This is a genomic window from Cohnella silvisoli (assembly GCF_021190915.1).
In the GTDB taxonomy this organism is placed as follows: domain Bacteria; phylum Bacillota; class Bacilli; order Paenibacillales; family Paenibacillaceae; genus Cohnella; species Cohnella silvisoli.
On sequence record NZ_JAIOAP010000005.1, the window covers coordinates 1 to 21,412 of the forward strand.

At 50.7% G+C, this 21,412-nt stretch carries 20 protein-coding genes and 1 other RNA gene; all 21 read right to left on the reverse strand.

Translation table 11 applies throughout. The features are described from left to right. Window positions 1-422: 422 nt before the first annotated feature. The 21 genes from K7P76_RS11185 to fba all read right to left on the reverse strand — a co-directional run bounded on the left by K7P76_RS11185 (window position 423) and on the right by fba (window position 21,401). Window positions 423-689 carry a pro-sigmaK processing inhibitor BofA family protein gene (locus K7P76_RS11185; protein WP_232185386.1) on the reverse strand — a complete coding sequence of 89 codons (267 nt, stop codon included), beginning with the start codon at window positions 687-689 and terminating at the stop codon, window positions 423-425. Continuing rightward, window positions 686-943 carry a DUF2508 family protein gene (locus tag K7P76_RS11190; RefSeq protein WP_232185387.1) on the reverse strand — a complete coding sequence of 86 codons (258 nt, stop codon included), beginning with the start codon at window positions 941-943 and terminating at the stop codon, window positions 686-688. The genes K7P76_RS11185 and K7P76_RS11190 overlap by 4 nt, the downstream gene beginning before the upstream one ends. Before the next feature lie 160 nt (window positions 944-1,103). Then, window positions 1,104-1,703 (reverse strand): recombination mediator RecR, encoded by a 600-nt coding sequence (gene recR / locus K7P76_RS11195; RefSeq protein WP_232185388.1) that lies wholly within the window; start codon window positions 1,701-1,703, stop codon window positions 1,104-1,106. A gap of 38 nt (window positions 1,704-1,741) precedes the next feature. Next, window positions 1,742-2,053, reverse strand: coding sequence for a YbaB/EbfC family nucleoid-associated protein (locus K7P76_RS11200; RefSeq protein WP_232185389.1), 312 nt, complete (start codon window positions 2,051-2,053; stop codon window positions 1,742-1,744). Window positions 2,054-2,066: 13 nt separating this feature from the next. Continuing rightward, window positions 2,067-3,881, reverse strand: a complete 1,815-nt coding sequence (gene dnaX, locus K7P76_RS11205) for a DNA polymerase III subunit gamma/tau (protein ID WP_232185390.1) — start codon at window positions 3,879-3,881, stop codon at window positions 2,067-2,069. A 35-nt stretch (window positions 3,882-3,916) separates the two neighbouring features. Next, window positions 3,917-5,086 (reverse strand): two-component system sensor histidine kinase NtrB, encoded by a 1,170-nt coding sequence (locus tag K7P76_RS11210; RefSeq protein ID WP_232185391.1) that lies wholly within the window; start codon window positions 5,084-5,086, stop codon window positions 3,917-3,919. A gap of 194 nt (window positions 5,087-5,280) precedes the next feature. Then, window positions 5,281-5,546, reverse strand: an RNA gene (gene ffs / locus K7P76_RS11215) — signal recognition particle sRNA large type. 72 nt (window positions 5,547-5,618) lie between these two features. After that, window positions 5,619-6,026 carry a hypothetical protein gene (locus K7P76_RS11220; protein ID WP_232185392.1) on the reverse strand — a complete coding sequence of 136 codons (408 nt, stop codon included), beginning with the start codon at window positions 6,024-6,026 and terminating at the stop codon, window positions 5,619-5,621. Window positions 6,027-6,089: 63 nt separating this feature from the next. Further along, a complete protein-coding gene (gene rpmE, locus K7P76_RS11225) occupies window positions 6,090-6,287 on the reverse strand; it encodes a 50S ribosomal protein L31 (protein WP_232185393.1) in 198 nt (65 codons plus the stop codon). Window positions 6,288-6,428: 141 nt separating this feature from the next. Beyond that, window positions 6,429-8,636, reverse strand: a complete 2,208-nt coding sequence (locus K7P76_RS33100) for a DUF4434 domain-containing protein (protein WP_304518399.1) — start codon at window positions 8,634-8,636, stop codon at window positions 6,429-6,431. Window positions 8,637-8,793: 157 nt separating this feature from the next. Next, the gene (locus K7P76_RS11240) at window positions 8,794-9,726 is read right to left on the reverse strand and encodes an ROK family protein (protein WP_232185394.1); all 933 of its coding nucleotides are present in this window, start codon (window positions 9,724-9,726) and stop codon (window positions 8,794-8,796) included. A gap of 43 nt (window positions 9,727-9,769) precedes the next feature. Then, window positions 9,770-10,477, reverse strand: a complete 708-nt coding sequence (locus K7P76_RS11245) for an N-acetylmannosamine-6-phosphate 2-epimerase (protein ID WP_232185395.1) — start codon at window positions 10,475-10,477, stop codon at window positions 9,770-9,772. Window positions 10,478-10,520: 43 nt separating this feature from the next. Beyond that, a complete protein-coding gene (locus K7P76_RS11250) occupies window positions 10,521-11,351 on the reverse strand; it encodes a carbohydrate ABC transporter permease (RefSeq protein WP_232185396.1) in 831 nt (276 codons plus the stop codon). A gap of 1 nt (window position 11,352) precedes the next feature. Continuing rightward, entirely contained in the window at window positions 11,353-12,252 is a 900-nt protein-coding gene (locus tag K7P76_RS11255) for a carbohydrate ABC transporter permease (protein ID WP_232185397.1), read from the reverse strand. Between the two features lie 100 nt (window positions 12,253-12,352). Then, window positions 12,353-13,702 carry an ABC transporter substrate-binding protein gene (locus K7P76_RS11260; RefSeq protein ID WP_232185398.1) on the reverse strand — a complete coding sequence of 450 codons (1,350 nt, stop codon included), beginning with the start codon at window positions 13,700-13,702 and terminating at the stop codon, window positions 12,353-12,355. A gap of 163 nt (window positions 13,703-13,865) precedes the next feature. Beyond that, a complete protein-coding gene (locus K7P76_RS11265; RefSeq protein WP_232185399.1) occupies window positions 13,866-15,434 on the reverse strand; it encodes a DUF4127 family protein in 1,569 nt (522 codons plus the stop codon). An 86-nt stretch (window positions 15,435-15,520) separates the two neighbouring features. After that, entirely contained in the window at window positions 15,521-16,390 is an 870-nt protein-coding gene (locus K7P76_RS11270; RefSeq protein ID WP_255678468.1) for a MurR/RpiR family transcriptional regulator, read from the reverse strand. A 156-nt stretch (window positions 16,391-16,546) separates the two neighbouring features. Beyond that, window positions 16,547-17,797: a radical SAM family protein gene (locus K7P76_RS11275; RefSeq protein WP_232185400.1), complete on the reverse strand. Its 1,251-nt coding sequence runs from the start codon at window positions 17,795-17,797 to the stop codon at window positions 16,547-16,549. 26 nt (window positions 17,798-17,823) lie between these two features. Continuing rightward, window positions 17,824-19,131, reverse strand: a complete 1,308-nt coding sequence (gene rho, locus K7P76_RS11280; RefSeq protein ID WP_232185675.1) for a transcription termination factor Rho — start codon at window positions 19,129-19,131, stop codon at window positions 17,824-17,826. A 51-nt stretch (window positions 19,132-19,182) separates the two neighbouring features. After that, entirely contained in the window at window positions 19,183-20,433 is a 1,251-nt protein-coding gene (gene murA, locus K7P76_RS11285) for a UDP-N-acetylglucosamine 1-carboxyvinyltransferase (protein ID WP_232185401.1), read from the reverse strand. A gap of 113 nt (window positions 20,434-20,546) precedes the next feature. Then, window positions 20,547-21,401, reverse strand: a complete 855-nt coding sequence (gene fba / locus K7P76_RS11290) for a class II fructose-1,6-bisphosphate aldolase (RefSeq protein ID WP_232185402.1) — start codon at window positions 21,399-21,401, stop codon at window positions 20,547-20,549. Window positions 21,402-21,412: the final 11 nt, after the last annotated feature.

Below are 21,412 nucleotides of genomic sequence, written 5' to 3' on the forward strand. Positions count from 1 at the left end.
GTTCGTCCTGAGCCAGGATCAAACTCTCCATAATAGTTGAAGCCGAAGCTTCTTATTAAAGAGCCTTTGAGGCTCAATCTGTACTGCTGGTTTGCCATCCGACAACCGAAGTCATCTTCAGACGTTTGTTCGTTTTCTTACGCTCAATGTTCAGTTTTCAAAGAACAATTTGTGTTGCTTTTTGCGTTTCGTTTTTCGTCATCCGCGCTAACGGCGACTTTTATAATATACCACAGCGCCCATCCGCATTGCAACAAGTAATTTCTGTCAGTTCCTGTTGTTTCTTGTTGACCCTGTAGGCTTGCCCAAGAGGCGCGAGAACTAATGTATCATATCCGCACGTAACCCGTCAACCGATATTCTTGAGATATTTTCGCAGCAGCCGCTCCTTAGTAGAAAACCGCCTGCTCCCGCAGGCAGTTTCATACGAGCAATGTCCATTGCAATCCGAGCACGAGCGCAATTCCCGGCAATCCTAACAAAGCGACCGTTCCAATCGTGAATGGATTTAAGGGTACATACCACCCCGTTACCCAGCCCGAGAAATTCAATGCATAGAGCGCCATCGCCGTAATAACCAAATGTACTCCGAATCTCGTTAACCAACCCTTCGGGACATTTCGCTTAAGAAGCACGCCGCCTAAAGAGGTTGCGGATAGGATAAGAAGAACTACCCAGAACGTCTTCATCCCATCTCCCTGCTTTCTTCACGCGTTATCGACTGGCTCCATTGCCACTTCGCATTTCTCAGGAGCATGTCCAGCCTTTTTTCCGCCGCTTCCAGGCAGTAGATCGCATAATCCACATGGTCTTCCCCCAGGGCATGATGAAATCTCCACTCCGCGAGGTTCCACTCTTGTTCCGCATTGCGGATATCTTCTATAAGCCTTCGACGTTCAATCGATTCCACCTCGTTCAACACTCGCTTCTTGTTACGTTGCATGACAATCCCCCCAGCCTCTTGTCAGATGCAGTCCTTAAGGGACAACCCACTACTATTTCTATACCCCAGAAAATTCCTTTAGAACTAACGAGACACGACAAAAACAAAAAAGACGCCCGTAGGCGCCGCGTAAAATGAATCGATGACTATTGATGAATGGTTAATACAATTCCCTGCGGCCTTCCAAGGCTTTGGAAATCGTAACTTCGTCCGCGTATTCCAAATCTCCGCCAACCGGTAACCCATGCGCGATACGAGTGACTTTAATGCCGAAAGGCTTCACCAAGCGCGAAAGGTACATCGCAGTCGCTTCGCCTTCAATGTTCGGATTCGTAGCCAGTATCAATTCCTGAACTCTTTCGTCTCCGAGCCGCCGAACTAATTCGGCAATGCGGATATCGTCAGGCCCCAAGCCGTCCATCGGAGAAATCGCGCCATTAAGCACGTGATATTGTCCGTGGAATTCGCGGGTTCTCTCCATTGCGACGAGATCCTTCGGTTCCTGCACGACGCAGATGACGGACGCGTCACGCGCCTTATCGGAACAAATCCGGCAAGGGTCGGTATCCGTAATGTTGCAGCAAATAGAGCAATAGGTCAGGTTTCTCTTGACGTTAACCAACGCCTTGGCAAAATCGATGACATCTTCCTCTTTCATGCGCAAAACGTAAAAAGCCAACCTAGCAGCCGTCTTCGGCCCGATGCCCGGCAAGCGGGAAAAAGAGTCGATCAGCTTGGCAATCGGTTCTGGATAAAACAAAGGCTCTTGTCTCCTCTAATCATGGTTTGCCGCTAGTCTTAGAACAATCCAGGGATCTTCATGCCGCCGGTATATTTGCCCATATCCTGGTTCGCAAGCTCGTCTGCTTTGGTCAAAGCGTCGTTAACGGCCGTAAGCACAAGATCCTGCAGCATTTCAATGTCTTCGGGATCAACGGCTTCGGGTTTGATCTTAATGTCCAGCAGCTTCTTGTGGCCGTTGATCGAAACCGTGACGACTCCGCCGCCCGCCGTACCCTCGATCGTTTTCGTTCCCAATTCTTCTTGCGCCTTCATCATTTGTTCTTGCATCTTCTTCACTTGCTTCATCATTTGATTCATGTTGTTCATTGTTTATGCCTCCCTAATCGTCTTTGATCGTTACTAATTGTTCCCCGAACAAACGAACGGCCTCGTCGATCCAAGGCTCGCCCTTCTGCGCGGCTTCATCTTCCGGCACGAGCAGCAGTTCTTCGCCCGCCGTATGATCCGCTTTAGGCTTACCCGAGCTTTCCGCCAGCGCGTCTTGCCAATCTTTCTGCATGATGGTTAGCAACTGGGTAGGACTGCCGAAGACTGCCGTTAAAACGCCTTCGATTACGCCTTTGTTTGTCGGCTTTTCCGTTGTTTCGCGGTGAATCGTATTTCGGAATGCTACCACAATCGTATTCTCCGCAAAGGCGACGGGTTCGCCGTCGACTAACCAGGCATGAACGGTTACCCGCTCTTCCTTAACCCTCTGGAGAACTTGCGGCCACTTGGCTAAAGATGGCGCGGAAGAAGAACTTGCCTCCACATAAGCATTCAGCTTCAAACGAGGAATTGACGCGATACGCGGGGCATTAGACGAACTTCCGCCGCTCGCAGCCGAGTTCGATCGAGCATGGGCGTTGCCGCCGCCAACTGCCCCAGACGAAGAGGACGCCCCCGCCATCGAGGAAGAACCGCCGCTTTGCTGCAATGCGCTCAGCTTATGTTCCAAGCTTGCGATTTGTTGCTTCAGCTGCCCAAGATCGGCGCGGCTGATAGAACCTTCTGCCCGGCCAACAGCGCCTGTATCCGACGAGCTTATACCGGCAGCAGATTCGGCGCCCAGGCTATCCGAACATAGCTTCAAGAGGGCGATCTCGAACATCGTTTGCGGATGAGCCGCGTATTTCATTTCGCTTTGATAACGATTCAACAAATCAATGATAGCAAATAACCGCTCGCGGGAAAATCCGTTAGACATCTCCCTTAGTTCAGCAGGATCCACAACCCGTCCCGAGGAATCGCCCGCATCGGGAGCTAGTTGGGCTAGCAGCAAATCCCGGAAGTAATGCATAAGCTGTTCCAAACATTTGTCCGCGCTCTTGCCGGCTTTCATCATCTCGTCGATTTCATGAAGTACTTTGGCGGCGTCTTTCTCTCTAACCGCCACCGCCAGCCTGGCGAACTGTTCCGAGGGAAGCCCACCGGTTGCTTCAATCGCATGCTGCAAAGTAACTTGACCGCCGGTAAAGGAAGATATCTGATCCAGCAGGCTAAGCGCATCGCGCATCCCCCCGTCAGATAAGCGGGCGATATAGCGAAGCGCCTCATCTTCGGCCGTAATTTGCTCTTCCGTGCTTATCTCACGCAGGCGCCCGACCTGTTCCTCTAGAGAAACCCGGCGGAAATCAAAGCGCTGGCAACGCGAGATGATGGTCGGCGGCAACCGATGAGGCTCGGTCGTGGCCAATACGAACATGACATGACCGGGCGGCTCTTCCAATGTCTTAAGAAGAGCGTTGAAAGCTTCCGTTGTCAGCATGTGTACTTCATCGATAATATAAACTTTGCGCCGAACTTCCGTCGGTGAATACTTCACTTTGTCCCTAATATCGCGAATTTCTTCAACGCCGCGATTGGATGCCGCATCGATCTCGACAACATCCATGACGGAGCCGCTTGTAATGCGTTCGCATTGCGAGCATTTGTTGCAAGGCTCTGGCGCCGGGCCGTGCTCGCAGTTGACGGCTTTGGCCAATATTTTCGCAGCGCTTGTTTTGCCGGTCCCTCTCGGGCCGCTGAACAAATACGCATGGGAGAGGCGATTTTCGCGAATTGCGTTTTGCAGGGTCTGAACGATGTGTTGCTGCCCGACCATGTCCTGGAACGTCTGGGGACGCCAGGCCCGGTACAAAGCAAGATGTGCCATTGCATGTCGCTCCCGTCAGCTTGCCGTTTCATCCATTATACATCATAGGATGAGCGCTCTCCACCGCTAGCTTGGATTTCCTTCTCCGACTCTCCGGCTGCATTAGGCAACCAAACCGTAAATCGCGTTCCTTCCTCGTCGGAAGACACCTCGATGTTCCCGCCTAAGTCATGAACGATCCGTTGGCAAACCGAGAGCCCCAATCCCGTTCCTTGCGGTTTCGTCGTAAAAAAGGGATCGAAAACCTTCTCCAACGCATCCGCCGATATCCCAGTACCTGTATCCGAAATTTCAACCGCTATTTTACCGAGTTGATCAGGATGACTGCATTCGCGAATTATTAAAGTCCCTCCTCCGTTCATCGCTTCGATAGCATTTTTTCCTAAATTCAGAAATACCTGCTTCAATAACTCTTTATCGGCTACGATCGAATTCAATTCAGGTTTAGGGTAGTAAAGCACCGTCACGTTGTAAAGCATCGCCTCATTGCGGATCATGGGGAGAATTTCTTGCAACACACGCCCGATTCTCATCGATACCTGCTTGATTTCTTTGGGTTTGCTCAGCAATAGAAATTCACTGACAAGATCGTTCACCCTCTCAAGCTCGGAAAGCACGATTCTAACAAATTCCTTTTCCTTGCTCATGTTGCGTTCCGTTAAAGTCTTATTCAATAGCTGCATGAACCCTTTGATCGCCGTTAGTGGATTTCGAATCTCATGTGCCGTACCCGCCGCGATCTGACCAATCGTCTTCAAACGATCCGAACGTCTGATTTGCTCCTCTAGCGTCATCATATGCGATACGTCGCGGAAGAGGACAAAAGCACCGTTCAGACCCCCGTCATTCTGAAGCACATCTCCATCAAGCATCAATTCATGGCTATGCTTACCGTGAGTCCAATTCAAGAGCCGGTTACGAAAAGTAATCCCTTTAAGCAAGCTCCGGTCGAAGGGCTGAGGATGCAAGGAAAGCTGCTCAAACCATTCTTCGACGGGCTTCTCCAGAATATCCGTCCGATAACATCCGAACACCGAGCAAATCATTTCACTGATTTCCACGATGCGAAATTCCGAATCGAGTATGAGAACACCGGTACCTTCCAAGGCTAGAAAACGATCGGCAAATTGCCGAATATAGAGCTCTTGCTTCGTTTGAATAGAATAATCGGGCTGGTCATCTGCGAGTAATGCCGGTTCGTCCATTATTCGTCTCACCTCCGGTCAACGAGCCAGCTCAATTGTAAATATTCGGTATATCAGGTTATATTCCCTCCTTCGGACCTATGACATTGGAAGTATTTTCGCTGGCAGCGCAACAAAAAAAGCACCCGGCGAATTCATGCTTACGCCTAGATGCTTCATTGCACGCTATTAGAGAAATGATTTGATTATGAGGACCGTGCACCTGTCCTCGATACTTGCGATCCAGCCGTATAAGAGTGCGTCGCTCAGGCCGAGCTACCCTCCAACACAAGAACTAAACCACTTATGGCTGCTTCCTTCCGGACCTGACCGGGTTCATGGCCGTCCCTCGCGGAGGACCCTGCCGTCAACACGGCACGAAACTTACCGGAACCTGCATCACAAAACCTAAAACAGGAATTCAACCTCGCTGGAGCGGATTGCGAGTTACAGGGCACCGCTACCTCCCCGTCTAGCACGGCAAAACTAAGTATAGCGAATTGCACAAGGAAGTGCAACCGAAGGGAATAGTTCCCTCATTCTTAGTTTACCTTCACTTCATCGACCGGACATGAATGACGTAACGAGGAAAATTAAACCGAAGAACCGTCGCGACCTGTTGCTCCACGGTTGGAATTTCCCGAGCTTGCAAGCCGGGCTTGAGCTTAACCGTCACATAAGCCTCCGCCCCGTTAAACGTAACGTTAGATGCGGCTACACCTGGCAAATTCTTGATCGATTGCGCCATCAACTCGTTGTCCACGTTGTAATCGCTCATCATGTGGTGGCCGGGCATTCGCGGATGGCTGTTCTGCATGCCTAAATAGCCGTCATTCGCGTAGCTTCGCGTCTTCATTCCGATGGAATTTTTCGTACCATTGTTGTTACCACAGCCCGCCGAGACCATGAGAGAACTAATTACGGTAATGATCAACGCGATTGTTTTCCATTGCTTCCGCATGAAAAAAACCTCCCTTTATCCGGTAGGATTTGAAGGGAGGTCTATCTCTATACGGCTATTTGATTAAATACCGTATTTTTTCTTGAACTTGTCTACCCGACCGCCTGCATCGATAAACTTCTGTTTACCTGTGTAGAACGGATGGCAAGCCGAACAGATCTCAACTTTAAGGCTCGATTTAATCGAACCAGTTTCGAAAGTGTTTCCGCATGCGCAAGATGCCGTAATCACATTGTATTGCGGATGAATGGATGGTTTCAAAGGGTTCACCTCTTTCTGCCCTGGATCAACATGTGGACCCAGAGTAATAGACACATGATGGGATTATAGCACGTCAACACCTCCATTACAACCATCAAAGCCGCGAACCCTCAAACCCAAGCACCCGCTTTTTCCGCCGGTTTAGTTTCGAACCTGGATTTCATCAATGAACGTCCAAGCGCTGCTTGCGGGAGTAACTTGCACCTTGACGTAACGTCCCGAGACGCTGCTTAGATCCGTCAGCCGATACTTTTTGACTTGGTCCGAGCTGCTGACGGCCGGTTTGTTCACGGTGCCGATCGTCGTATAGCTGGTACCGGTAGACGAAACGGAGAAGGTAACCGTCTGAGGAAGCAGAACATATACAGATTTGACCTGCAGGAAATCGGCATATACCTCCTTGATCGTCTTGCTGGAACCAAGATCGATCGTGAAGCTGTAAGCCGATGCGGTATTTCGTCCCTGCCACGCCGCATCCACGTAAGTGGCTGTTCCGAAAGTTCCGTTCGTAAGCTCGGTTCCGCTTGTGTCAGGGTACGACGCATCGGCCGCCATAGTCGTCGTATACGATTTGCCTGAAGAAAGATTGGTCGCATAGGTCGTACCCGCGGGCGTCGAAACGCTTATCGTCGAAGAAGCGGCAGATTCGTTGCCCGCGGCATCGAATGCTTTTACCGAATACGTGTATGAAGTGCTGGGGTTCAACTGAGTGTCCGTATAACTCGCCGTATTCGAATAACTCGTGTAGACTAACTCGCTGTTCCTGTAAATTTTGTACCCGACGACTCCCGTGTTATCCGTTGAAGCCGTCCAGCTGAGTTGAACGGTCATGGAATTCGGCGCACTACCCGAAAGGCCGGCAGGCGTCGACGGTACGACCGACTCCACGCTTCCGGTGGAAAAGTAGTCTTTGTAAGTCGTAAAATAAAGCGGATTGACCTGCTGTGGACTGATGTAATGGTTGAAGCTAAAGCTGGTGTACTTGCTGACGTACGATGAAACCGCAGCCAAGTCGTCCTTCAGCAGCTTAATGTCCATCGGTTTGAAATCGAGATTAAACGTTTCCGCGTCATCCCACAGCGCCGTCGCCGGCCTGGCATTCTGAATGGCCGTCTTCGTTGCCGAGAACCAGCTTGCAAGCTGAGCTGTCGTGGCATGACCGGCACCAATTCCGTCTTGCAATGCGATCACGTCGATATTAGCCCGGGCGAGAATGTACTCCCACATCGTTTGCCAACCTGTCGTGGTCAATCCTCCGGATGTATTGTAGAAGGGCGATACGATAACCGGAAGGTTAGGGCTAAGCGTCTTAATATAGTCGATGACCGTATCGTAAAAAGTGGCCATCCGGTCCCACTCGACCGATGTCGGCAAATTCCAGTTATCGACTTCAAAGCTGAGATACCAGCCTTTAAATGAAGCGTTGGAGCCGTATTTCGTCCATAGATCTTGAGCAAGGTTTTCCGCCTTAGTCGTTTCATTGCTCAACCATGTTGCGTTGTTCGTATAATTGACGAACCAGTCCTCGTTTAATTGAAGCCCCAGATAGATGTCCATTCCGAACTGGTTGCCCATGCTGAGCGTTTTGGATACGACGTCATTGGTCGTGTTCTGAGTGTATCCGCTAAGCCCTGATGGATAGACCGTCGTGTTCAGTTTGCTGTTAGCGGTCCATTGTAAGAACAGATGGTCCATGCCTGCCTCTTCCATTTTCTGAAACTCCGTCGTCCACTGGGAGTTGGACCACTGGTCGCCAAGGTCAGGCTGCAGGAAACTGCCGGACAGAATCGCCGACGCGGAACCGGCCGGACGCTTTACCTCCCATTCGTCTATGAACGACCATTTGCTCGTCGCGCTTGTTACGACCATTTTCACGTAACGCGCGGAAACCGGAGAAAATGCGCTGCAGGAATAGGGAACGGCCGTCGTATCGACGCCGGCTCCTTGCTGCGATAAGGTACATGCGCTTGTGTAGGCGATATTGTCGTTGGAATATTGAAATTGCACTTGCGTCGGAGTTTCAACCCCGGCTCCCGTATACTTGAAGAAATTCGCTTTGAAGCTTTGGAAAGTCCGGGAAACGCTAAAATCCACCGTAAACGAATAGCTAGTCGAGTTAAACCGTGCCTGCCACCCCGCATCGGCGAGCAGGTTGGCGGCATAAACTCCATCGGTCAGTTCCCCGCCGCTGTCGGGATAAGTCGCGTTTGCCGCTACGGAAGATGAGTACGTTTTGCCTAGCAAAATATTGGGAGATGCCGCTTCAGCATTGCCGCTTACCCCCAAAGTATTAAGGACAAGAGTAACAAGGAAACACATGCAAATCATCATTGAAAAAGATCGTTTCATTGTCGAGAATCCTCCTTTAATTTAGGTAATCCTGAATGAAAACGCTTTCACAAAATGGCCTGTCTGTCCGCTTTCCCGCTGCATCCGATTCAAACCGCTAGCCGTCCAACCCTATTTCATTCATAACTCGCCCCCCTTTCTTACTCGTCCAGTTCATTTATCCTATCAAACACCGCCTCGCCGCGCCGATTACTCCGGCATTGTCGCCCAGCACAGCGGGTACGATGCGCACAGGATCAGGAGAATGAAATACTTTCATGACTTTGCTTGAGGTCATTGCCCGGATGCGTTCGAATAGAAACTCGCCCTGAGCCGAGATAGCGCCTCCGATTACGATTGCGGGAGGGTTAAACACGTGGATCAGTCCGCTCAAGCCGACTGAAATATTCTCCGCATAAGCATCTATCAGTTCAATCGCCGATTGATCGCCCTGTTTAGCCGCCTTAAACAGAACGACTGGATCGGAGAAAGCCGAATTTGATTCGTTAAACCGTTCAACCGCCATTCGCTTCAGCGCGTTAACAGAGGCGTATTGCTCCCAGCACCCGCGATTGCCGCAGGTGCAAGGGAGGCCGCCCATCGCAACCGGGATATGTCCGATCTCCCCCGCGTAACCGTCTCTTCCATGATAGATTTTACCGCCGGAAATCCAGCAGCCGCCGATTCCGGTTCCGAGCGCTACGCAAAGGAAATCGTCCCATTCCTTACCTGCTCCAAGCCAAGCTTCTCCTAAAGCGATCATGTTGACATCGTTGTCCACCATAGTCGGCAACCCTGTCTCCTCTAGCAGCCTAGGAGACAAGGGTATTCCGGCCCAACCGGGCAGATTGGCGGTTGCTCCGGCAATTTCACCGGTTCGCGCGTTAACCTGGCCCGCCGTTCCGATACCGATTCCTGCCAAAGTAATGCCTTCATTAGCGCAGCGATCGACGGAAGCCTCCACGATGCGCAGAAGCTTATCGACCAGCGCTTCAGCGCCGGCGTCCGCTTCCGTCGGAGTGCTCCCGCTTAGGAGCAGCTCCCCTTCCCGGGTAACCACGCCCATCTTGATGTTGGTTCCGCCGATGTCGATACCGATTGCCGCTATCATCCGTTATAACTCCCCCTGCGCATGAGAATTTTCAAGCCGCCGCTTAGGCCGTTCCCGTGACTGCCGATTTCAGAATCAAGTCCACGAATTTCTTCGTAATCGTCTGAGGACGAGTGATTGCACTGCCAACAACAACGGAATAAGCTCCCTGCCGCAAACAAAATGTCGCTTGATCGGGAGTCTGGATGCGCCCTTCGGCGAATACGGGAATTTTCAACGACTTTACGAGCTCTGAAATAAGCTCCGTATCGGGCCCTTCCAGCGACCTGCTATAAGGAGTGTAGCCCGATAAGGTCGTGGATACAATATCGAAGCCCATCTTCTCCGCTTGAATCCCCTCTTGGACATTGGACACGTCAGCCATCAACATGACGTTATAACGGGAACGAAGAAACGCTACGATGTCTTCCAACCGTTCCTGTCCGGGACGCGGACGGTCCGTCGCATCGATCGCCACGATATCCGCGCCGGCTTCCGCCACAGCTTCCGCTTCCCGCAGCGTTGGCGTTATATAAATGGAGGAATCGGCATACCGTTCCTTCCAAATCCCGATTACCGGCAAACCTGTTTTCGATTTAATTTCCGCAATGTCGCTCGGAGAGTTGGCACGAATGCCGACGGCGCCGCCGTTTTTGGCTTCTAAGGCCATCTTGGACATGATGTCCGAACCGAATAAAATTTCTCCCGGATAAGCTTGGCACGAAACGATCAGCCCGCCTTTAAGAGACGAAAGGATATCGATGTTGTTCAACGGTTGCCACCTCGCAAATGCTTCATCTGTATTTTCCACTCCGTTACCCTTTGATCCCCGTCAAGGAAATCCCTTCAATAAATTGCTTCTGAGCAAAGAAGAACATAATGACGATCGGCAGCGTGAACATGACCGAAGCGGCCATCAGCAGCCCCCACTCCGTGTAATGCTCCGCCAAGAATGCCTGCAAACCGAGAGTTAACGTGTACCTGGCAGCATCGTTAATATACAGGAGCGGTCCCAAGAAGTCGGACCAGGTGTATAGAAACGTAAAGATCGCCACGGAGGTCAACGCAGGTCTGGATAATGGAAGAACGATGTTCCAATAAGTCCGGAAGTCCGATGCCCCGTCGATTTTCGCCGCATGAATAAGTGAAGTAGGAAGCGCCATAAAGAACTGCCGGAGCAGGAAAATGTACAGCGGCGCGCCCGTGAACGTCGGAAGCACAAGCGGCCAAATGCTGCCGGTGAGCCCCATTTTCTGAAAGATCAAATAGACCGGAATCATCGTTACTTGGTAAGGGATCAGCATCGTTGCGATGACGATCGGGAAAATCCATCTTGCCCCCGTCCACTCGATCTTCGTAATCGAATAGGCAACGAGCGGAGCGGAGAAAAGCTGGCCGACCACGCTTAACAAGGTAATCAAGAGCGTATTTAGAAAATAATCGGTAAACGGTATGACGTTAAACACTTCGGAAAAATTCGACCAGAGGACCAGCTTCGGAAAGATGGTTACCGGAAGGGAAGAAATCTCCTCGAGCGATTTCAAGGAAGTCAGCAACATCCACACGAACGGGGCCAGGAAGGAAAGACCGAGCACGAACAAAATCAGGTGCGTTCCGGTTTTCCTCATCATCACGCGGCTTCTCATGTCAGTCTCCCCCTCCGTACGTGACCCATTTTTTCGACGATTTAAAGATCACCCAAGTAATGATGCCAGCCATAACGAACAAAATCCAAGCCATCGCCGAAGCTTTGCCCATCTTGAAATATTGGAAGGCATTGTGATAGAGATACATGGCATAGACCAGCAAGGAATTTTCCGGCCCCCCGCTCGCCCCTTGATTCAGGTTGGTGCTCGATACGACGAAGTACGCCTGAGTAAAATACTGCAAGTTGTTAATGATCTGCATGATCAACTGGAACAAAATAATCGGAGATATCCATGGCACGGTAATGTTCGTAAACTTCCTCAGCATGCCCGCCCCGTCGATCGAAGCGGATTCATAGAGCGATTGCGGCACTTCTTGAAGCGAAGCAAGGAAAATAATAATGATATTTCCTACGCTCCATAACCCCATAAGAATGAGCGAGAGCTTACTTAGCGCGGGATCCGCAAGCCAGTTCGGCTGAGGCAATCCGAGCCAGCCGAGAAACGCGTTGAGCAGCCCGAATTGGGCGTTCATGATCCACATCCACAATAGCGAGGTCGCCGCCAGCGGGATGATCGTCGGAATATAATAAACGGTCCTATATACGGAAAGTCCGCGGATTCTCGAATTGAGAAGCATTGCCGTAAGCAGCGAAAAAAGAAGGTTGAGCGGTGTGCTTATGACCGTCAAATAAAGCGTATTGCGCACGCTCTTCCAGAACAGATCATCTTTCATGAGTTCATTGTAATTGTCGAGACCAACGAAATTCGGCGATTGGAATACATTGAAATCGGTAAAGCCGTAGTACAACGAAGCTCCAAGCGGATAAAGCGTGAAAACCAGAAATCCAATGATCCAGGGACTGGCGAATGCAAATCCGGTGAAGTTGTTTTTTCTCACTGCAGTTCCCCCATGCCCTCCATTATCGAAACGGTCTCCGTCCCCTCTCCTTTAGCGAGAGAGGGAACGGAACAACCGCAGCGTACGATCGCCAATCCTTTTATTTCAGCAAGTTTGCCGATTTGTCTTTCATGTGCTTAACCGCGTCTTCTGCCGATTGCTTGCCATTGACGGCCAGTTCGAACTCGTCGTTGATGATTTTGCCGTATTCGGTCTGTCCGTCGAATACCGGGAACGACTTCAGATTCGGGCTCTTCGCACCTTCGGCGAACAATTGGAAATCCGGAATGGTCTGCAAAGAAGGATCACTGTAAACGGATGTGCGTGCCGGCAGGTTGGCGAACATAACGTTGAATTTCGTCATGTTCTCCTTGGACATCAGCCAGCTCATGAACGCCCATGCCCCATCCTTGTTCTTCGCGTTGCTTGGGATAAAGAAGGTTGAGGAGCTGACCTCCCCGCCTCCGGCCAGCTCAGGATGCCCTGCCGGTCCCGGCAGCGGAGCGATCCCGTAGTCCAAGTCTTTCTTCAGCACGTTCTTGACCGTATTGCCGAACCAAGGGCCGTCGATCCGGATCGCCTGTTTGCCTTGGATGAACGGGTCGGTCGCATCCAAATACTTGGCCGAGGAATTAAACTTCGTAATGTTATCCACTCCGAATTGATTGCGATAGGATTGCATGAGCTTGATCGCTTCCAGCGTGCCCGGATTGTCCGGAGTCAGCGTCTTGTCGTCGTCCGAAATGAAGTTGCCCCCGAAAGCCATCGACATGCCCGTCGTATAGTAGATTAGAGGGAAATCCGGGAAACCCAACACTTCCAGCGTTTTGTTAGCGTTAACCTTCGTCAGTTTCACTGCGTCGGCCAGCAATTCATCGGACGTCTTTGGCGGGTCGACGATGCCCGCATCCGCAAACAATTTTTTATTATAGAACATTAAGTTGAAGTTCACGTTGATAGGCAGCGCGTATTGTTTGCCTTGGTACTTGCCGCCTTCTAGCGCCGCAGGAACGAAATCGGATACATCGTAGTTGGACTTGGCGATGTACTCATCCAGCGGCTCAAGCATGCCCTTCTTAGCATAAGAAGCCGTGTTGTTGCTGAAGTTGTCAGTAATGTCAGGACCGTCGCCGCTTGAAATTCCGACGACTACCTTCTGCACGTCCGGCACGGACAAGCCTTTCACTTCATAAAGCTCCTGGCTGGCATTGAATTCGGCGATTAACTTCTCGACGTTCTCGCCTTCGGGGCCTCCCCACAAATACCAGAAGCTGACCGTGGTCTTCTCCTTGGCCGGAGATGCCGATTCCGATGCGGAACTGCTTGCAGGCTGTGATGCCGATGCTGAAGCGGAGCTTTCCGTTGCTTTGTCGTTCCCGCTCCCGCAAGCCGTAACGGTAAACGCTAAAACCATTGCGGCCAAAATTCCCATCATTCTTTTTGTCCTCATGAAGCGTGCTCACCCCTCGATAATGGTTAGTTCATCCTTGCCTATACCCATTATAGAATCGGTCGGAAGAGAATGTAAAGAATTATTTCTTTTTATTTATTATTTTTGGAGGTTTACTCCTTTATTTATAGGTGAGAGTTGATTCTTTATTTGTCGAATCCTCCTAAATACGCGATTCCTTCCGATTTAAACTCAATCGAAACCCCACTTCAAACATCCGATACCAAGGCAAACGGACGTCGTAGACGCGCATATCGCCCAATTCGCTTAAGTATTTTTCGGAGAATAGCTCCAATTTCGTGCCAATTATCGCTTCTATTTCTTCTTGCACATGGGAAAGACGGAAATATTCCGCGCCTAGAGCGGGCAATTCATTCTTGCATATGTCTTCGCGGACAACGGCTTGGTAGCCCCAATCCTCCAGAAGGCGATAGGCGTAATACGTTCGACTTTTCTCCATCGCGGATGCCGTAACCGTAAGATCAGGTTGGGTCCGATTGTAAGCTTCGATAACCGCATGGGAAACAACGGTTCCTAACGAATTGCCCGAGGTGTTCCATGCAGCATAACAGGAAATTGCGCCCAACAGACCGGAATTGCTCAGCATTCTCATTAAAGAATGATCTCCACCGTTGCACAAAGACACATCGGCCAATGCAATCAACCGATCGCTTGAAGCGATATGGCGAATAAACTGAACAAATTCACGGATGTTGATCTCGGAAAAATAGGAGCGATGACGCTGATCGTAACGATCGGTCGTCTCCGCCATGTCCGTCTGCGAGGCTGCCGGCGAATGAACCATAAGAAAGACGTCCGGTGTTTCCGCACTATCGGCAATGATGCCTCCGGCAGCGGTAATATGGTACTTGATGCTTTCGTTAAGAGTGCGGTCTTCGTATTTGGGGATGCAAAAGGGACCGTTCGTAGAGGAATACCGCAGGCGGAATTGTGGAGTAAAACTCTTGATTTCACTAAAAATTCTGGCGAACAAGGTGCAACCGATTTCATCCGCACCCGGATAAATATGGACCCGATCGTACAGGTCGAGTTGTTCGACCTTGGCGGCAAGTCGGCGTTGGTCTGCAGAGGTATAACCGTATTTGGAGTTATCATCCAAAGGAATAATGAGGAAATCGATAATGCCCTCATGGGCGAGATCAATCGCTTGTTCGTTGATGATTCCGTTCGTGCGGCGGCGACTTAGAAAATCATTCAGTATGACGCCCGGAATACGGTCTTGAACGGTTTCCCGTTCTTGGTTTTCGAAATCGGTAAGACCTTCGCGCTCCGCCTTGTCTCCAAGCCTTCCGTAATCATACAGATCGCGACCGTAATCCGCATAATAATCCGGTTCTTCTTCGCTGCTGGAATAGGCAGGGGCCCTCATAATCAAGTTAAAAGCGATAATGCGGAGACCTGGACGGGTTTTCTTCATCGACCGCAGCGTCTCAAGCCTTTCTACGCACTGCCCGGGAGTCCATTCGTGAAGTCTCGACGGAACGATGCCTCCATACACGAGCATATCGATTGAAACGAGAGCATAATCGGCATCCTCGGATTCTCTCCGAAGCCATTCCGCAACACCGCGCGTATCCGCCGGATTCTTTTTGTCGCCGAGTTTCCCGAGTTCCGGCGCAGTCAGTCGCAGGTCGGTCATCTCTGCCAGATCTAGCGGATACTGATAGTTGCAAGGTCTCTCGTCAAGGGGAACGTAAACGATCTTTTTCATAAGGGTCACCCGTTTCTGGAGTATTTCTCTCTTTGTTGTTTAACATTTGGAGTTATTATCCATTATACGAGCGACGCTGTGTCTTATCAATAGATTTTATCGACTACGGCCTTGGACGTTCTTTCCAGCGCATCGTATGCCTTTTCTTTGAACCGGATAGCCGTGGCCGTCGTAAGAATGTCCAAGACATGAATTTGCGATAATTTAGAAGAGAAAGCTCCGCCCTGAAGCGGTGTTTCCCTCGATTTCGACAACAGTACAACGTCCGCATACTGGGTCAACGGAGAACGCAAATGACTAGTTAAACATATGAAGAAAATCCGCTTTGTTTTTGCAAGCCGGATCGCATCGACGACGTCCTTAGTGCTGCCCGACGTGGAAACGGCGAATACAACATCGTCGTCCCGCATCAAAGCCGAAGTCATTGCCATGATATGGGGATCATTGATCACTTCCGTATTGAAGCCAAGCCGCATAAAGCGATATTTGCCATCCATAGCCGTATTGGCGGATGAGCCCACGCCAAAGAAGTAAATTTTATTCGCTTTCCCGATTGCCTCGATCGCTTTTTCCATCTGCCCCATATCAAGCAGCTTCAACGTATTCTCTATGGCTTGCGTGTTCTCCACGGTAATTTTGTCCGCCATCGCCCTTAAATCGTCGGTTTCCTCGATTTCGCTGTGTACGTTGCGAATGGGCACAACCAAATCCTGCGCCAACGAAAGCTTGAATTCCTGGTAACCTTTAAAACCGATCTTTCGACATAGCCGGAGCACCGAAGTTTCTCCAGTACCCGCTTTTTCCGCCAAATCCGTAAGGGTCACGTAAACGACGGCTTCCGGATCCTCGCGGATGACGTCCGCTATTTTCTTCTCCGTGCGAGTCAGCGAATTATAAATGCTTGACAGGACTAATAAAGTGTTGGCCCCTCCGGACGAACCTTTGATTTTGGACAATGAAAATTCCTCCGGCGTATTCATATTTTCTCCACTTATACTTGAATAATAGTGTAAAACTCCATTTACAACAAGAGTAAAAAAAGTAGCGCTCCACACTTGGGCAAAACAAAAAGATCTTTCCGGCATTAGGTCGCAGGAAAGATCTTTATCATTTTATCGTAACGCAACCGGAGGTACATGGGTGTATGATCCGATGACTACGTCCGGAAGCTCTTGACGATAAATATCGAGCAGTGCCTTCATCCCGTAAATTTCGCCTTGCGCAGGAGGAATCAGCGAGAGGTACGCATCGGGATCGATATTGAGGTTACGCATTTGGATCAACTTTAGTCCCGTTCTGCGCGCAAATCCGATCATCGCTTCGATCTCCTCTTCGCGATCCGTCACGCCGGGGAAAATCAAATAGTTGATCGAAGTGTACACGCCTTTGTCCGTCGCATACTTTAGCGATTTCTCCACGTTCTTCAACGTATAGCCTCGTGGTTTGTAGTATGCGTTGTAATGCTCGTCGAGCGCACTGATCGTGCTTACCCGCATCAGGTCCAAGCCCGCGTCGGTTATCGCCCGCATGTGGTCCGACAAGCCGGCGTTCGTATTGATGTTAATATAGCCAAGAGACGTTTGCGCTCTCACGCGTTTGATCGCCTCGATAATCGTCGGCGCTTGCGTGGACGGCTCGCCTTCGCAGCCTTGCCCGAAGCTGATGATCGAGTTCGGCTCGGTCAAATGTTCAAGCATGATCTCGACGACTTCGTCGACGGCCGGCTTGAATTTCAAGCGAGTTTGCGGAGCAACGAATCCGCTATCGTCGGGCTGCTCCGATATGCACCCGTAGCAGCCTGCGTTGCATGAGAAGGATACGGGAACCGCTCCTTCCAAGCGCTGCAAAAATGTATTGGATGCCGTCAAGCATTCATACTCCAACGCGCAATGGGACAGATGCTTGTAAAGCCGATTGTCCGGATAAGTCTTGAGCAAGCGGTCGACTTGAATTTCGAGGTCAGCGCGATCGCAATTCTCGGGATTCCATGGCTCGGGATCATCGCTTTGTCCGGCCGCTACGTAGAAGCCATCCTCTTTCCAGACGACAGCCGTGTAGCCGAACAAAGGAAATTTTTGCGTTTTATCCGTCTTGGAGTAGCCCGGAACGTAGTAGCGAGTAAAGCCTTGCGGAAGCAAAGCCCCAACCGCCTGGTAAGCTCCATGAATTAATTTCATTTTCCCGCTGGCCGGGTCCATACCGATCGGGCGGGTATAAGGAAGACCAACCAAAGTTGCTCCCGCCGGCAACGGAATAAGCTCCTCTTCGAGCAGTTCTACCAGATCGTTGCCGCTGCGGGCTATGCCGTAAAGCTCCGGATGGTCGAATACATTGCCTTGTTCGTCTGCGTATACCAGATGCATGGGCTAAGCCCTCCTCATATCCTGCTTTAAGAGGAGCTGCTGCGCGGAGTGCGGCGTCCCCCGCCGGAGCTTGACGACGGGCTAGGTGAACTAGGCCCTCCGCTCGTGTCCAGCGAATCCAGAAACTCTTGGTTTGTCTTGGTGTTCGACAGCTTCTTAAGGAAACCTTCCACGAACTCCATCGAATCGTTCATGCTCTTGCGAATAGCCCACAACTTATCGAGCGCTTCTTTATCAAGCAACAATTCCTCGCGCCTTGTGCCTGAACGTCTGATGTCCAATGCCGGGAAAATACGACGTTCGGACAGCTTCCGGTCAAGATGCAACTCCATGTTGCCCGTACCCTTAAATTCCTCATAAATGATGTCGTCCATACGCGAGCCCGTCTCCACGAGCGCTGTCGCCAGGATGGTTAAACTTCCACCCTCTTCGATATTACGCGCCGATCCGAAGAACCTCTTCGGACGATGGAACGCAGCCGGATCGATACCGCCGGATAACGTGCGACCAGAAGGAGGAACGACCAAATTGTACGCCCGTGCAAGCCTTGTGATGCTATCCAGCAAAATAACGACATCACGCTTATGTTCCACTAAACGAAGCGCCCGCTCCAGAACGAGCTCGGCCACCTTAATATGATTTTCCGGCACCTCGTCGAAAGTGGACGCAATGACTTCGCCTTTGACCGAACGCTGCATGTCCGTCACTTCCTCCGGACGCTCGTCGATAAGAAGGACGAATAAATCGATATCCGGATGATTAATCGATATGCTATTGGCAATTTCCTTCAGCAGCAATGTCTTCCCTGCCTTGGGTTGCGCAACGATTAATCCGCGTTGACCTAATCCGACGGGAGCAATAAGATCCATAATGCGAGTGGACAGATGGGTGGGTGACGTTTCAAGCTTGATCTTCGTTTGCGGATACAGCGGGGTTAGAGCGGGAAAATGCAGGCGTTCAGCAGCCGTTTCCGGGGTTACGCCATTGACGGCGTTTACCTGCAAGAGCCCGAAGTAGCGTTCGCTTTCTTTCGGCGCCCGGCACTTACCGGAGACGAGATCGCCTGTGCGCAAATCGAACTTGCGAATTTGCGATGCCGAGATGTAAATATCCTCAGCGCTTGGCAAGTAATTGATCGGCCTTAGGAATCCGAATCCTTCGGGCAACACCTCTAGAACGCCTTCCATGAACATGAGACCGCTTCGCTCCGCTTGCGCGCGCAAGATCGCGATGATCAGTTCCTTTTTCTTCATCTGGTTGTAATTATTGATTTGATGCTGCTTGGCGAGCTTATACAGCTCCGTCAGCTTCATGCCTTCCAAATCCGCCATCATTAAATCGGTCAATAGAATCCCCACTTTTATTCAAAAATCAAATCGTCGCTTCTAACCTTGTCTCCATACTTCCGCTCCCAGATTGCTAAGCTGCGTCACCAACCGTTCGTACCCCCGGTCGATGTATTCAACGCCGCTAATTTCGGTCGTGCCTTCCTCGACAGTGAGCGCGGCAACAACGAGCGCAGCTCCCGCACGAAGATCCGCGGCCCTTACTTTAGCGGCATTAAGCGGCCCGCCTTCAATGATGGCCGAACGGCCTTCCACCCGAATTTGCGCACCCATGCGAGCTAACTCAGGTACATGCTTAAACCGATTATTGTACACGTAATCGGATAGTACGCTTACGCCCCGAGCCTGCGTGAGCAAGCTGGTAATCGGAGATTGCAAGTCCGTAGCAAACCCGGGATAGACTAACGCCTTAACGTCTACCGCTTCATAAAGGGATTGTCCGACAACTCGAATCGCTTCGTCCATCTCATAAACATGGACGCCCATCTCTTGCAGCTTCGCGGTCATCGCTTCTAAATGCTTAGGAATAATATTATCGATAAGGACGTCGCCGCGGGTAGCCGCAGCGGCTATCATGTATGTTCCTGCTTGTATGCGATCGGGAATAATAGAATGACGGCAGCCATGCATTTCCTGAACGCCTTCGATCCGGATCGTCTCCGTACCGGCACCCTTGATCTTGGCCCCCATTGCGTTCAGCAAAGTCGCCACATCAATAATCTCCGGTTCTTTCGCCGCGTTCTCGATCAAAGTTAACCCTTTGGCCCTTGAAGCAGCCAACATAATATTTATCGTAGCCCCGACGCTGACGACGTCCAAATAAATCTTGGCTCCCCGCAGTTCCTTAGCCCTAATCCGAATGGCTCCGTGATCGTTGGTCACTTCCGCTCCCAAAGCTTCGAAGCCTTTAATATGCTGATCGATCGGCCGCGGCTCGAAATTGCAGCCACCTGGCAATCCGATCGTCGCCTCTCCGAATCTTCCTAATAAAGCCCCCATTAAATAATAGGATGCTCTTAGAAACTTGACTCTCCCATTAGGCATCGGGACCGATTTCATGGAGGACGGATCGATAGTCATCGTGTCATCCTGCCAAGATACTTTGCCCCCAAGCTCTTCTAACAATTCCGCATAAACCGCCACATCGCTGAGTTGAGGAAGGTTGTCCAGCCTCACTTCCGATTCTGCCAGTATTGCTGCGGGAATAAGAGCGACAGCGCTATTCTTCGCGCCGCTTATTCCGACCGTACCCCTTAGCGGTCGGCCTCCCCGGACCATCAATTTATCCAATGCTGTCTTCCTCCTCGTGTTGTTGTCGACGAAAATCATCGACACATGAAGGAACGGGAAAACGCCTAAAGACGTTTTCCCGCGTATGATACGAAATCATTAAATAATTATAATTAAGCTTTGTTGCTGCTTCCAAACAGGCGAATTTTCTCCTGCACGACGGCTTTCATCGCGTTGCGAGCAGGCGTTAAGTATTTGCGCGGATCATATACGTTGCCATCCTTAGCAAGTACGGCACGGATCGCTTCCGTACAAGCCACTTGGTTCTCCGTATTGACGTTGATTTTACCTGCGCCGGATTGGATCGCTTCGCGAATCATATCATCCGGAACGCCGGAGCCGCCATGAAGAACGATAGGTACTGGAATCTTGGAAACAACCTCTTTAATGATATCGAAATGGATTTTAACTTCGCCTTTGTACATCCCATGCGCGGTACCTACAGCGATAGCCAAGCAATCTACGCCTGTCTCTTCATAGAAGCGGATTGCTTCTTCCGGCTTAGCGAGCGCTGCATGCGCTTCGTCAACGCTGATATCGTCTTCGACGCCGCCGATCGTTCCCAGCTCGCCTTCAACGGATACGCCCATCGCATGAGCGGCTTTAACGACTTCTTTGGTTAAGCGAATGTTATCTTCGAAGGAATGGTGCGAGCCGTCGAACATAACGGACGAGAAGCCAGCACGGATACATTTCATGGCGATATCGAAATTACTGCCATGGTCCAAGTGCAACGCGATAGGCAAACCGGATTTATCGGCGGCCGCTTTAGCGATCGCAACCGTGTATTCCATTCCCATATACTTCAGGGCGCCTTCGCTGACACCGAAAATAAAAGGGGATTTCTCTTCGATAGCTGCGTCGGTAATCGCTTGAGCGAATTCCAGGTTGTTCATGTTGAATTGGCCAACGGCAAATTTACCGGCTTTGGCTTGCGGCAAAAATTCTGACATCGATACTAATGGCATAGTGTACAATT